This is a genomic window from Streptococcus australis, assembly GCF_047463015.1.
Taxonomy (GTDB): Bacteria; Bacillota; Bacilli; order Lactobacillales; family Streptococcaceae; genus Streptococcus; species Streptococcus australis_F.
This window is the reverse complement of sequence record NZ_JASHER010000002.1, coordinates 299,483-312,484: the sequence shown is the minus strand read 5'-3', so window position 1 is coordinate 312,484 and position 13,002 is coordinate 299,483. Positions and strand designations below refer to the sequence as shown.

At 42.1% G+C, this 13,002-nt stretch carries 12 protein-coding genes; 9 read left to right on the top strand and 3 right to left on the bottom strand.

Annotated elements, in window-relative coordinates; translation table 11 throughout:
* Positions 1-56: 56 nt before the first annotated feature.
* The 9 genes from QM873_RS03350 (at position 57) to xerS (ending at position 9,228) form a co-directional block, all read left to right on the top strand.
* Positions 57-1,034, top strand: coding sequence for an NAD-dependent epimerase/dehydratase family protein (locus tag QM873_RS03350; protein ID WP_117744248.1), 978 nt, complete (start codon positions 57-59; stop codon positions 1,032-1,034).
* A complete protein-coding gene (locus QM873_RS03345; protein ID WP_270615577.1) occupies positions 1,009-1,824 on the top strand; it encodes an MBL fold metallo-hydrolase in 816 nt (271 codons plus the stop codon). Before QM873_RS03350 ends, QM873_RS03345 begins: the two co-directional genes overlap by 26 nt.
* Positions 1,802-3,070, top strand: a complete 1,269-nt coding sequence (locus QM873_RS03340) for a F390 synthetase-related protein (RefSeq protein WP_154852897.1) — start codon at positions 1,802-1,804, stop codon at positions 3,068-3,070. The genes QM873_RS03345 and QM873_RS03340 overlap by 23 nt, the downstream gene beginning before the upstream one ends.
* A gap of 11 nt (positions 3,071-3,081) precedes the next feature.
* Positions 3,082-4,026, top strand: a complete 945-nt coding sequence (locus QM873_RS03335) for a 3-oxoacyl-[acyl-carrier-protein] synthase III C-terminal domain-containing protein (RefSeq protein WP_414278792.1) — start codon at positions 3,082-3,084, stop codon at positions 4,024-4,026.
* 79 nt (positions 4,027-4,105) lie between these two features.
* Entirely contained in the window at positions 4,106-4,438 is a 333-nt protein-coding gene (locus tag QM873_RS03330) for a putative DNA-binding protein (RefSeq protein WP_037613861.1), read from the top strand.
* Positions 4,439-4,472: 34 nt separating this feature from the next.
* The gene (gene ffh, locus QM873_RS03325) at positions 4,473-6,044 is read left to right on the top strand and encodes a signal recognition particle protein (RefSeq protein ID WP_414278791.1); all 1,572 of its coding nucleotides are present in this window, start codon (positions 4,473-4,475) and stop codon (positions 6,042-6,044) included.
* Between the two features lie 65 nt (positions 6,045-6,109).
* A complete protein-coding gene (locus tag QM873_RS03320) occupies positions 6,110-6,877 on the top strand; it encodes an alpha/beta hydrolase (protein WP_155126919.1) in 768 nt (255 codons plus the stop codon).
* Positions 6,878-6,982: 105 nt separating this feature from the next.
* Positions 6,983-7,966, top strand: a complete 984-nt coding sequence (locus QM873_RS03315) for an acetylxylan esterase (RefSeq protein ID WP_155126922.1) — start codon at positions 6,983-6,985, stop codon at positions 7,964-7,966.
* A gap of 191 nt (positions 7,967-8,157) precedes the next feature.
* Entirely contained in the window at positions 8,158-9,228 is a 1,071-nt protein-coding gene (xerS, locus tag QM873_RS03310) for a tyrosine recombinase XerS (RefSeq protein ID WP_003001539.1), read from the top strand.
* An 88-nt stretch (positions 9,229-9,316) separates the two neighbouring features.
* Here xerS and QM873_RS03305 read toward each other — a convergent pair whose 3' ends face one another.
* The 3 genes from QM873_RS03305 to lpdA all read right to left on the bottom strand — a co-directional run bounded on the left by QM873_RS03305 (position 9,317) and on the right by lpdA (position 12,993).
* Positions 9,317-9,958, bottom strand: coding sequence for a hypothetical protein (locus QM873_RS03305; RefSeq protein ID WP_414278790.1), 642 nt, complete (start codon positions 9,956-9,958; stop codon positions 9,317-9,319).
* Positions 9,959-10,067: 109 nt separating this feature from the next.
* A complete protein-coding gene (locus QM873_RS03300; RefSeq protein ID WP_014713327.1) occupies positions 10,068-11,057 on the bottom strand; it encodes a lipoate--protein ligase in 990 nt (329 codons plus the stop codon).
* A gap of 229 nt (positions 11,058-11,286) precedes the next feature.
* Complete coding sequence (gene lpdA, locus QM873_RS03295) at positions 11,287-12,993, bottom strand: dihydrolipoyl dehydrogenase (protein ID WP_195323975.1); 1,707 nt, start codon at positions 12,991-12,993, stop codon at positions 11,287-11,289.
* Between the last annotated feature and the right edge of the window lie 9 nt (positions 12,994-13,002).

Here is a 13,002-nt window from a genome sequence, read left to right as displayed (position 1 = left end):
GATGCTAGCAGCATTTTAAAAAAAGAAATTCATCGCTTAGTTAAAAAGGAGGCGCCATGAAAGTACTCGTAACAGGAGCAACAGGTTTTCTTGGAAAATACGTGGTAAAAGAGTTAGTAGCAGAAGGCTACTTTGTCCGCGCTTTTGGTCGGAATGAAGCAGTAGGACAAAGCTTGGTTTCAGAACAAGTGGAATTCTTCAAAGGAGATCTGAGTTCCAAGCAAGCAGTAGAAGAGGCATGTAAGGGCGTTGAAATGGTCGTCCATGCTGGAGCTTTATCCACTGTTTGGGGGCCTTGGGAGAGTTTTTATCAAGCTAATGTCCTCGGTACTCAACATGTTTTAGAAGCTTGCCGTACTAATAAAATCAGTCGCTTGGTCTATGTTTCTTCACCAAGTATTTATGCTGCTCCGAAAGATCAAATCGGCATCAAAGAAGAAGATGCTCCAACTGAAAATCATTTAAACAACTACATCAAAAGCAAGTTACTATCAGAGAAGCTCTTTCCTGCATACCCGGATGTTCCCAGCATTATCCTTCGTCCTCGTGGGCTCTTTGGCATTGGGGATACAAGTATCCTTCCACGTGTTCTCAAGCTAAGCCAAAAAATTGGAATCCCCTTAATCAAGGAAGGCAAGCAATTGATGGACATGACCTGTGTTGAGAATGTTGCTTTGGCTATCGCTTTGGCTCTGAAAGCTGATCGGGCAGAAGGTCAAGTCTATAACATTACCAACGGCGAGCCGACTCCTTTTAAAGAACTCATCGAAGAAGCCTTGCAGGGCCTGGAACTTCCTATTCGTTATAAAAAATTACCTGCCTTTCTTCTAGGTGGCTTGGCTTCTAGCTTAGAGGTTCTTTATCGGTTCTTACCTCTAAAGGGTGAGCCACCATTAACTCGCTATACCTACTACCTATTGCGTTATAGCCAGACACTTGATATTTCAAAAGCAAGAGAAGAGTTGGGCTATAAGCCACGCATCAGTATCAAGGAGGGAATTGCCCAGTATGTCCAAGATTATCGAAAGCATTAAGTACTTCCCTGCTGGCTATTGTACCAGCAATCTTGCCTTGCTCTTTAAGGGGCAGAAAAGAAAGAAGATGGTTTTTCCAGCCGGCGTCTATCTCCTCAAACACCGAGAGCATGGTTATATTCTCTACGATACGGGCTATCATTATGAGATTAAAAGCAAATTCCGTTATCTTTATTACCGTCTTGGAACTCCTATGCAGATGAAAAAGGAGGACCAGATTGATTGCTTGCTTCAAGCGACTGGGATTTCACCAGATGACATATCTTATGTCATCCTCTCACATTTTCATCCAGACCATCTAGGAGGTGCGGGTTGCTTCAAACAGGCGCGCTTCTTGGTCACAGAGAGAGCCTATCACGTCTACCAGAAGCCCAGCTTCAAGGATTTAATTTTTAAAGAGTTTTTGCCGGATCATTTTGAAGAGGCTGTCCAAATTATCCAGCCTCAGGGAACCAACCCTCTTTTTCCTTATAAGGAAACAGTAGATATCTTTGGAGACGGCAGTATTCTCCTTAGTTCCCATGATGGGCACGCTAAGGGACAAGGCTGTCTTTTCCTTCCGGAATATCAATTGTTTATTGGTGCTGACCTCTGCTGGGGAATTGACCTTCTCACCTTGACAGAGCAGATGCGCTGGATTCCTAGTCAAGTTCAGGATAATGGGAAGGACTATTTAGAAAATGTCAATTTCCTCCGTACCTTGTTAAATCAAGGAATCGCTGTTCTCGTCAGCCATGATCCGATTGAACGGGTAGAAAGAATACTAAATGAAAAAATGGACCTTTCTTAAAACCTTTTACCAGACCCGCTGGGGGCATCGCTTCAAGAACCGTGAGGAACTGGAGCGCTACCAAGAAAAAGAACTACAAAATTACCACAGCTTCTTACTCCAGCATTCCCCCTATTTCTCTCAAGGTGTTCCAAAAGACTTCCGCTATATGGACAAGACCTTTATGATGGAGCATTTCAATGAGTTAAATACCCAAGGAATCGACCGGGATCAGGCTCTTGAAATGGCGATTCGCGGTGAGCAGTCTCGTGATTTTACAGAGATGCAAGGAGAAGTAGCAGTTGGTCTTTCCTCTGGTACCTCCGGACACCGGGGAATCTTTATCACGACAGAAACAGAACGTAGTATGTGGGCAGCCGCTATACTCGCTAAAATGCTCCCCAAAGGAAAGCTCCTTGGTCACCGCATTGCCTTTTTCCTCCGTGCTGATAACCAGCTCTATCAAACCATCAATTCTCCCTTGATTCGCCTAGAGTATTTTGATATTTTCAAAGATAGCCAAGAGCACATCGGGCGTTTAAATGACTACCAGCCGACCATCCTTGTGGCTCCAGCCTCTACCTTATTAGATTTAACCAAGTATCTGGAAAATCAGACCCTGGAGATACAACCTCAAAAGGTCGTTTCCGTCGCTGAAATCTTAGAGGATCGGGACCGGGACCTCATCCGTCAAGCATTTGATCTTTCTAAGGTCGATCAGGTCTACCAAGCAACAGAAGGTTTCTTAGCCTGTACCTGTTCTGAGGGGAACTTGCACCTCAACGAGGACATTTTATCAGTGGAAAAAGACTATTTGGATGACCACCGTTTTTATCCTATCATTACTGATTTTAAACGTAGGAGCCAACCTATTTACCGCTACCGGCTCAATGATATTCTGGTAGAGGATCCGGATGCCTGTAGCTGTGGTTCTGTCTTTACACGGATTGCTAAAATTGAGGGGCGATCAGACGATATCTTTTATTTCAAGAAAGCAGACGGCGAGCTACAGATGGTTTATCCAGACTTTATTCGACGTTGTATCCTCTTTGTCGAAGGAATTCAAGACTATCAAGTGACGCAAACCGAAGATGGACAAGTCCAGGTTGCTCTCAGCAAACGTTCATCTGAGATAGAAGAGGCTATCCTCAACCAATTTCAAGTCTTAGCAGATCAAAAGGGCTTTATCATGCCCACTCTAACCTTTATTGACTACCAATGGGACACAAGTCGCAAACTCAAGCGCGTACAACGTCTTCAAAAATAGGAGGAAGCATTATGACAAGTGTACAAAGACACGTTCGTATTAAAGGCTATGGAACAGCCTTACCCAAGCATCAAGTCACGTTTAAGGACCAGACACGTTACCGAGTAAAAGAAGACGAAGAATCTCAGATCGACTTAGCTGCTCGTGCTATCGAACAAGCACTAGAGCAAGCAGGATTAACCATGGCAGATATTGACTGCCTAGTTTCAGCGAGCGCCGTAGGCGTTCAGCCGATTCCTTGTACAGCTGCTTTGATCCATGAGCGCGTGGCCAAGGGACTTACGATTCCTGCCATGGATATCAATACCACCTGTACCAGCTTTATTTCAGCCCTTAGTACCATTTCTTATCTGATCGAAGGTGGCGAGTACAAGCGTGTCCTCATTGTTTCAAGTGAGGTAGGAAGCCTGGGCCTTAATCCAAAGCAGAAAGAAAGCTATGAACTTTTTAGCGATGGAGCAGCAGCCTTTATTTTTGAAGCAACAAGCCAAGACAAAGGAATCATTGCTAGCATGCAACGGACCTGGTCTAAGGGGGCCCATGATACCGAAATTCGTGGTGGTTTGACAGCTTATCATCCGAAATTGTACTCTGAATCAACCAAGACTGATTTCATGTTTGATATGAAGGGTAAGAAAATTTTACTTCTATCTGCGCGTGTTATTCCTGACATGTTCCAAGAATTTCAAGAAAAATCCGGCATTTCTAAAGATACAGTAGACTATATTATTCCCCACCAAGCTAGTCGAGCTCTTCCTTTAGTCATGGAAAAATTAGGAGTCCCAGACTATAAGTATCTTAACATCGTCAGCGATTACGGAAACATGGTTTCTGTAGCTGTGCCTTTTGGTTTAGCCTATGCGCTTGATCATGGCTATGTGAAGGAAGGCGATACCATCTTCTTGATTGGAACCGCGGCAGGGATGACGGTCAACATGTTAGCACTGAAACTCTGATGATGAATCCTCTCATTTCAACTCAAAAAGCATCAAGTCCCGCTAGTCTTTAGCGGGCTTTTTTGATATAATGAAAGGTATGGAAATTGAGAAAACCAACCGAATGAATGCTCTCTTTGAGTTTTACGCAGCACTTTTGACAGACAAGCAGATGAACTATATCGAGCTCTATTATGCAGATGACTACAGCTTGGCTGAGATTGCTGAAGAGTTCGGGGTGAGTCGTCAGGCTGTTTATGATAATATCAAGCGAACTGAAAAGATTCTGGAAGACTATGAGATGAAGCTTCATATGTACTCTGATTACATTGTCCGCAGTCAGATTTTTGATCAGATCTCTGACAAGTATCCTGATGACGCTTATCTACAAGAGCAAATCGCAGTCTTATCCAGCATTGATAACCGAGAATAAATAAGATTAAAATACCTGTAATAGGAGAAGTAGTATGGCATTTGAAAGTTTAACTGAACGTTTACAGAACGTCTTTAAAAATCTTCGTAAGAAAGGGAAAATCTCTGAAGCGGATGTCCAAGAGGCAACCAAAGAGATTCGTCTAGCCCTCTTAGAGGCCGACGTTGCCCTTCCTGTTGTAAAAGACTTTATCAAACGCGTCCGCGAGCGGGCCGTAGGCCATGAGGTCATTGAAACCCTGAACCCTGCCCAACAAATCGTTAAGATTGTCGATGAAGAATTGACAGCTATTTTGGGTTCTGAGACAGCAGACATTATCAAATCACCTAAGATTCCAACTATTATCATGATGGTCGGTCTTCAAGGGGCTGGTAAAACAACCTTTGCTGGGAAATTTGCTAACAAATTGGTCAAGGAAGAAAATGCACGTCCTTTGATGATTGCGGCCGATATCTATCGTCCAGCTGCCATTGACCAGTTGAAGACTCTTGGTCAACAGATCAATGTCCCTGTATTCTCATTGGGAACAGAAGTCCCTGCAGTAGAAATCGTACGTCAAGGTTTAGAGCAAGCAAGAGCTAACCACAATGACTATGTCTTGATCGATACGGCTGGTCGTCTGCAAATCGATGAGAAACTCATGGGCGAATTGCGCGATGTCAAAGCCCTTGCTGAGCCAAATGAAATCCTCTTGGTTGTAGATGCCATGATCGGTCAAGAAGCGGCCAATGTAGCGCGTGAGTTTAACGAACAACTCGAAGTGACCGGGGTGATTTTGACCAAGATTGATGGGGATACCCGTGGTGGTGCAGCCCTTTCTGTCCGTCAGATTACTGGTAAGCCAATCAAATTCACTGGTACTGGTGAAAAAATCACGGATATCGAAACCTTCCACCCAGACCGCATGTCCGGTCGGATCCTCGGTATGGGGGATATGCTGACGCTGATCGAGAAGGCTTCTCAAGAATACGATGAGAAACGCTCGCTTGAACTCGCTGAGAAGATGCGGGAAAATACCTTCGATTTCAACGATTTCATTGATCAATTAGACCAAGTACAAAATATGGGACCAATGGAAGACCTGCTTAAGATGCTTCCAGGTATGGCCAATAACCCTGCCATGAAGAACCTCAAGGTCGATGAACGAGAAATTGCTCGCAAACGTGCAATCGTATCATCCATGACCCCAGCTGAACGGGAAAATCCAGATTTGTTAAATCCAAGCCGTCGCCGTCGGATTGCTGCTGGATCAGGAAACACCTTTGTCGAAGTCAACAAATTCATCAAGGACTTTAACCAAGCCAAGCAGATGATGCAGGGTGTCCTCTCTGGCGATATGAACAAGATGATGAAACAAATGGGGCTCAATCCAAATAACATGCCGAAGAATATGCCTGGTGGAATGCCTGATATGTCTGCCCTCGAAGGCATGATGGGACAAGGTGGCATGCCTGACTTGTCAGCTCTTGGTGGAGGCGCTGGAATGCCTGATATGAGCCAAATGTTTGGCGGGGGTCTCAAAGGAAAAGCCGGTGAATTTATGATGAAACGGGCGATGAACAAGATGGCCAAACAAATGCGCAAAAATAAGAAAAAACGGAAATAATCGTTTCTAAGAGGGCCTGGAACACACTGTTCTGGGTTCTTTTAGAAACTACTACTAGAGGAAAGATGTTAAAAAAACTATTTCAACAAATCATTCGTTTCTTTGCAAGATTGTTTTCTTCGCGCAGAAAGCCCTTTGAATTTCCTAAAGGGTCAAAGAAACCACCGATCAGACCAATCATCTTTGTACCTGGGAGTTCAGCCAGTATCCAGCGATTCAACGGAACCATCCGCATGCTCCATCGCTTTTCTAGAAAAAAACAGAGTCTTTTAAAAATAAAAGTCAATAAAGATGATTCTATAGAAATGGAGGGAAGACTGAATACGAAAGAGCCGAATCCGATGATTGTAATTGGCTTCGAGAACAATCGAGATGGCTACAGCAATATCAAGCAGCAAATCGAATCCCTTAAGATTGCTTTAACCTATCTTCTTGATCACTATTATTTTACAGAGTTCAAGGCAGTTGGGCACTCCAATGGTGGACTAGTTTTGACTGGTTTATTGGAAAGTGGCTTTTTAGAAAAGAAAAAGCTGACCGTAAGCAAGCTCGCTATTATTGGTAGTCCTTACCAATTCAATCAAGAAATGTTTGACGATTTTCAAAAATGGAAGCATCGCTTAGAAAAAGAAGTAGAGGTCCTTAACTTTGTCGGTAGCTTTGCTGGGAAATCAGATGGGATCGTTCCCCTCTCTAGTGCCCAAGCAGCACAATCTATTTTTGAGAAACAAGCCTATACAGAAGTAAATTTAAAAGGACGCAAGGCTCATCATTCAGCTTTACCCACTAATCCAGATCTAGTGAAACAATTAAGTCTATTTTTGAATCTATAAGTAAATTACATAATTTCGGTTATGTAATTTTTATTTGTCTCTTGCAATCCTTAAGTAAATATGGTACATTTTTGGTAGCGATTACACATACTTAAGGAGGATTTTATGAAAGATCCCAAATTATTAGAAACAATGAAAGATTACATGGGACGGGATGAGCTTCCCGCAGATTTTGATGCCTTTTGGGATCAAGCCCTAGCAAAGATGACTGAACTGCCTGAATATAAGCTCGAAGAACGAGATTTCAGCATTCCAAATGTGATTTGTTATGAATTAACCTTTAAAGGAACACGAGATGGACTAGTTTATGCGCGGGTTGTTTTTCCAAAAACGGATAAAAAGGTTCCCGTCATTTTCCATTTTCATGGCTATATGGGTCGTTGTTGGGATTGGGCTGATATGCTGGCTTATACAGTAGCCGGCTATGGTGTTGTGTCTATGGATGTAAGAGGTCAGTCGGGCTTTTCAACCGACGGAGATCGTTCACCACTTGGAAATACGGTAAAAGGACAGATTATCCGTGGCGCCGTGGAAGGTCCAGATGAGCTCTTTTATAAGGATATCTACTTAGATCTTTACCAGTTAATTGAAATTGTAGCCAGCCTTCCTCAAGTTGACGACAGCAAACTTGCCAGCTATGGAGCCTCACAAGGTGGTGCCTTGGCCCTGGTTGCTGCTGGATTGAATCCTCGTATACAACGAACGGTAGCCATTTATCCATTCTTATCAGATTTCAGACGAGTATTGGAGATTGGGAACACCAGCGAGGCCTATGACGAGCTTTTCCGTTATTTCAAGTTCCATGATCCATTCCATGAAACAGAAGATCGTTTGATGCAGACTTTGGCCTATATTGATGTGAAAAACTTTGCCCATCGTATCAAAGGACAGGTTCACATGATTACCGGGCTAGATGATGATGTCTGTTATCCTGTGACACAGTTTGCCATTTATAATCGATTAGAATGTCCAAAAGAGCATTTAATCATGCCAGAATATGCCCACGAAGCCATGAACGTTCAAGTCAATGATCGAGTCTATAATTGGCTCTGTGGTAGCAAGATTTCATTTCAATATGTAGAAAAATAAGTTAGAAAAGAAAATAATCAGTAGATCCATGTGATTTGCTGATTGTTTTGTGTTTAAAAGGGATCTGTATAGATATAGAAACAAAACAGTCCTATATAAACCCTATAACATCTTTCCGAAAAACTATAATTTTCTTGAAAAATATATCTGGCTATGCTATACTACTAGTATAGAAAGATTTGGAGAAAAACATGAAACGCGAGATCTTATTAGAACGGATTGATAAACTCAAACAAGTCATGCCCTGGTATGTATTGGAATATTACCAATCGAAACTGGCTGTTCCATACAGTTTTACAACCTTGTACGAATACTTAAAGGAATACGATCGATTTTTCACCTGGGTCTTAGAATCTGGTATATCGGATGCTGATACCATGGCCGAGATCCCTTTAGACGTCCTGGAGCACATGACCAAGAAAGACATGGAATCCTTTATTCTTTACTTACGTGAACGTCCTCTGCTCAATGCCAATACGACAAAAAACGGGGTTTCCCAAACAACGATTAACCGTACCCTTTCTGCACTTTCCAGTCTCTATAAATACTTGACTGAGGAAGTTGAAAATGAGCAAGGAGAACCTTATTTCTACCGCAACGTCATGAAGAAGGTTGCTACCAAGAAAAAGAAAGAAACTTTGGCGGCACGGGCTGAAAATATCAAACAAAAGCTCTTTTTAGGCGATGAAACAGAAGGTTTTCTTAACTATATCGACCAGGAGTATCCTCAGACACTCTCAAATCGCGCCTTATCCTCCTTTAATAAGAATAAAGAGCGAGATTTAGCCATTATCGCACTCCTTCTTGCCTCTGGTGTCCGTTTATCTGAGGCAGTCAATTTGGACCTTCGTGACCTTAATCTTAAGATGATGGTCATTGACGTCACTCGAAAAGGTGGAAAACGAGACTCAGTCAATGTTGCTGCCTTTGCGAAGCCTTATCTGGAGCAATATCTCGCTATTCGAGACAAACGGTACAAGACAGAAAAGACCGATACAGCTCTCTTTCTGACCTTGTATCGAGGTGTTCCAAACCGTATTGATGCTTCTAGTGTTGAAAAGATGGTCGCCAAGTATTCTGAAGACTTCAAAGTCCGCGTGACACCCCATAAGCTTCGCCATACATTAGCAACACGTCTTTATGATGCAACCAAATCACAGGTTTTGGTCAGTCACCAGCTGGGACATGCTAGCACACAAGTTACTGACTTGTATACGCATATCGTTAATGATGAGCAGAAAAATGCCTTGGATAGTTTATAAAATTACATAACGTAAATTATGTAACAGCTATTCTATTAGAAAAAGAGCGTAAGATTTTTTTATGGAATCTTACGCTCTTTTATACTTTCTATAAAAATTCGATCCAATAATTACGGTGGGGCTCAATAATAACTGGCTTTCCCCAAAATGATTTTAGATAGGCCAGATTTGCTGGGGTGACGGGTCTTTTCTCACTATTGTACTTCTCTGCACTCCCTTCCGTTAAAAAGCATTTAACTGCTTCGTATGGTGTACCGTCACTCGCTATTCGATCAATTCCTAAATAAGCAATTTCATCACCGGCTTTTGGAAAATCTGTAAATAGTTGACCAATAAAATAAACCGTCTTATCTTTTATTAGTTCATAAGCCTTACTATTTTCTAGTCTGTTATTCGCTGCAGCGTACATAATACAAAAGCTATCCACGATATCTTTCAAAGGCATTAATTCTTCTTTACTGACTATAATTTCGTCGGGAGCAAGTCCGCCAAGGATTAAATTTTTATAATGAGGTTGCTGGATGATATTATCTAAAGCCATTCCTAATGGTAGTTGCACAGCTTGATAGCCTAATGGTTCGAGCTCTTGCTTTTTCTGGTCAAGGTGTCCTTGTGTAATACTGATTTTCAAATCATATGGACTTGAAGGTTGTTGCTTGCTAAAAAAAGCCACTACTATACGATCTAACTGTTCAAATAGACCAAGATTTTCAACTGGAATTTTCATCATTGAAAATGAGCCCCTTTTTTGTTCAGATTTCTTCTATATTGTACACTCATGGTATTTAAATATCAAGTTTAAGATAAAAGATATCCATGTTAAATGGATATCTTTTACTTTATTCCACCACTGCTTCAGCAATTTCCTCTGCAGTGATACCTGCAAAATAACGGCCAAGATTAATGGTTTGAAGGGCTTTGAGGACGTCTTCACGTTCGTATTTGACACCACGAAGAACATCTTCTACTGCTGCAACATCTTCGATACCAAAGAAGTCACCGTAAATCTTGATGTCTTGGATTTTGGATTCAATAACATTCGCGAAGATTTCCACCTTACCGCTTGGGAATTTTGTGCCACGACGGACATTGTATTCAGGAGACTTTCCATAGTTCCAATCCCAGGTACCGAACTTGGTTTCCTTGATCCGATTGATTTCAGCCAATTCTTCATCCGAGAAGACATATTCTGTCATCTCAGGGTATTCTTTCTTCATGTAGTCCAAAAGCAAGTCACGGAACTCTTCCACCGTGATTTTTTCTGGCAACTCATCGATGATATTGGTCACACGAGCACGGACTGATTTAACCCCTTTGGACTCAAACTTGTCTTTAGATACCTTGAGAGCATTGGCAAGGACAGACAAATCAACATCAAAAAGAAGGCAACCATGGTGCATGATGCGTCCGTTGATATAAGCTTGGGCATTTCCACAGAATTTCTTGCCATCAATCTCTAAGTCGTTACGACCCGTGAATTCAGCCTTAACCCCAAGTTGAGCTAAGGTGTTGATCACGGGAGTTGAAAAGCTCTTAAAGTCAAAGGCCTTGTTTTCATCTTCTTTTGAAATGATGGTGTAGTTGAGGTTGTTCAAATCGTGATAAACAGCCCCACCACCACTAATCCGACGAACCACTTCAATCCCATGCTCCCGAACGTAGTCGCGGTTGATTTCTTCGATAGTATTTTGGTGGCGACCGACGATAATGGATGGTTTGTTAATCCAGAGAAGGAAGATTTGATCCTCATCTAAAAGGTGTTTAAAGGCATATTCTTCCAAAGCAATATTAAAAGCAGTGTCATTTGAATAATTAATAATGTATTTCATAGTAATTCCAAAAATTCGTTTTATAAATCCTACTCATAGCAGGATGAGCATTAGACAGAAATAGTTGAATTTCACTTGAATTTTCTGAAGTAGTAAAAAGAAATGTAACGATAACTCGTTACATTTCTCGGAAAAATTGAGACAGGTAGCTCAATTTTTAGGCATGGAACTCTAAGAGAGGTCGCTGCCGTCCGTACTACTTTAAGAAAATTTAGTTGAAAGAATAGTATTATTTCTTCTTAGGTGAGTGAACAGCCAAGCCAAGTACATCTGCAAAAGCTTCGTACATTACTTCTGAGAAGGTTGGGTGACCATGGATAGTCTTAAGCATTTCTTCTACAGTGATTTCCATCTCAATGATGGTAGAAGCTTCGTTGATCAATTCGGCTGCTGCTGGACCAATGATGTGAACCCCAAGAACTTCACCGTATTTTTTGTCTGCAATGACTTTTACAAATCCTTGAGCCGCATCTGACGCAATAGCACGACCGTTAGCTGCAAAGTTGAATTTACCGATTTGGACATCATATTTCTCACGAGCTTGTTCTTCTGTCAAACCAACAGCCGCAACTTCTGGAAGTGTGTAGATGGCTGCAGGCGTCAAGTTCAATTTGGCAACAGCATGATTTCCTTTAAGAGCATTTTCGGCCGCTACTTCACCCATACGGAAGGCAGCGTGAGCCAACATCTTAGTACCGTTGATATCGCCTGGTGCATAGATACCTGGAATAGACGTTTCCATGTATTCATTGACCTTGATCCGTCCACGATCCAATTCAAACTCGACTTCACCGATACCTTCAAGGTCTGGAACACGGCCGATTGAAAGAAGGGCTTTGTTGGCGATGATATCATCTTTGCCTTCGACCTTGATACGGAGTTTACCATCTTCTTCAATGATTTCTTGCAATTTCGTATCTGTCAAGATGGTCATACCCTTGCGTTCAAGGATTAGACGAAGGTTCTTAGATACTTCCGCATCCATAGCTGGAACGATACGGTCCATCATTTCGATAACCGTAACTTTTGAACCAAAGGTCATGAAGGCTTGACCAAGTTCGATACCGACAACCCCGCCACCGATGATCACGAGGCTTTCTGGAACTTCGTTCATTTCAAGGATATCATCACTGGTCATGACAAGGGATGATTCCATACCAGGAACGTTAATCTTGCTGACTTTAGAACCACCAGCGAGAATAATTTTCTTCGTTTCAAGCAATTCAGAACCATTGACCAAGACATTCTTATCTTTCGTAATGGTACCGATACCCTTGTGAACATCCACTCCGTAGCTGCGAAGAAGCCCTGCAACACCACCAACAAGGGTATTAACAACTTTAGATTTAGTTTCTAAAAGTTTATCCATATCTACTGAGAAACTTGGATTTTCAATGATAATACCACGGTTTGCTGCATGACCAATATTTTCAATGATTTCAGCGTTGTGGAGGTAAGTTTTAGTTGGGATACATCCACGGTTTAAGCACGTTCCACCAAGTTCAGATTTCTCAACAAGAGCAACCTTACCACCCAATTGAGCTGCCTTAATAGCAGATACGTAACCAGCAGGGCCCCCACCGATTACTACGATATCATAAGCGTCATCGCTCTTATTGTCATCGTTTGAAGCACTTGCTGCAGCTGGTGCTGGACTTGCTTCTGGTGCAGCTGCTCCAGCGGTTGGGATGTTTTCCCCTTCTTCACCAAGATAACCGATTACTTCAGTAACAGGAACAGTTTCTCCATCCCCTTTTAGGATAGCAATTAAGTACCCATCTTCTTCTGCTTCCAATTCCATGCTGACTTTGTCTGTCATAATTTCAAGGAGAACTTCTCCTTCTTTTACAAATTCGCCGACTTTCTTATTCCACTGAACGATTTGTCCTTCGGTCATATCTACGCCGGCTTTTGGCATAATTACTTCTAAGGCCATTTTATTTCC

Excerpts from the sequence above, each read along its gene's own strand:
- QM873_RS03350 (WP_117744248.1), top strand. The coding sequence starts at position 57 with ATGAAAGTACTCGTAACAGGAGCAACAGGTTTTCTTGGAAAATACGTG.
- QM873_RS03345 (WP_270615577.1), top strand. The coding sequence starts at position 1,009 with ATGTCCAAGATTATCGAAAGCATTAAGTACTTCCCTGCTGGCTATTGT.
- QM873_RS03340 (WP_154852897.1), top strand. The coding sequence starts at position 1,802 with ATGAAAAAATGGACCTTTCTTAAAACCTTTTACCAGACCCGCTGGGGG.
- QM873_RS03335 (WP_414278792.1), top strand. The coding sequence starts at position 3,082 with ATGACAAGTGTACAAAGACACGTTCGTATTAAAGGCTATGGAACAGCC.
- QM873_RS03330 (WP_037613861.1), top strand. The coding sequence starts at position 4,106 with ATGGAAATTGAGAAAACCAACCGAATGAATGCTCTCTTTGAGTTTTAC.
- ffh (WP_414278791.1), top strand. The coding sequence starts at position 4,473 with ATGGCATTTGAAAGTTTAACTGAACGTTTACAGAACGTCTTTAAAAAT.
- QM873_RS03320 (WP_155126919.1), top strand. The coding sequence starts at position 6,110 with ATGTTAAAAAAACTATTTCAACAAATCATTCGTTTCTTTGCAAGATTG.
- QM873_RS03315 (WP_155126922.1), top strand. The coding sequence starts at position 6,983 with ATGAAAGATCCCAAATTATTAGAAACAATGAAAGATTACATGGGACGG.
- xerS (WP_003001539.1), top strand. The coding sequence starts at position 8,158 with ATGAAACGCGAGATCTTATTAGAACGGATTGATAAACTCAAACAAGTC.
- QM873_RS03305 (WP_414278790.1), bottom strand. The coding sequence starts at position 9,958 with ATGATGAAAATTCCAGTTGAAAATCTTGGTCTATTTGAACAGTTAGAT.
- QM873_RS03300 (WP_014713327.1), bottom strand. The coding sequence starts at position 11,057 with ATGAAATACATTATTAATTATTCAAATGACACTGCTTTTAATATTGCT.
- lpdA (WP_195323975.1), bottom strand. The coding sequence starts at position 12,993 with ATGGCCTTAGAAGTAATTATGCCAAAAGCCGGCGTAGATATGACCGAA.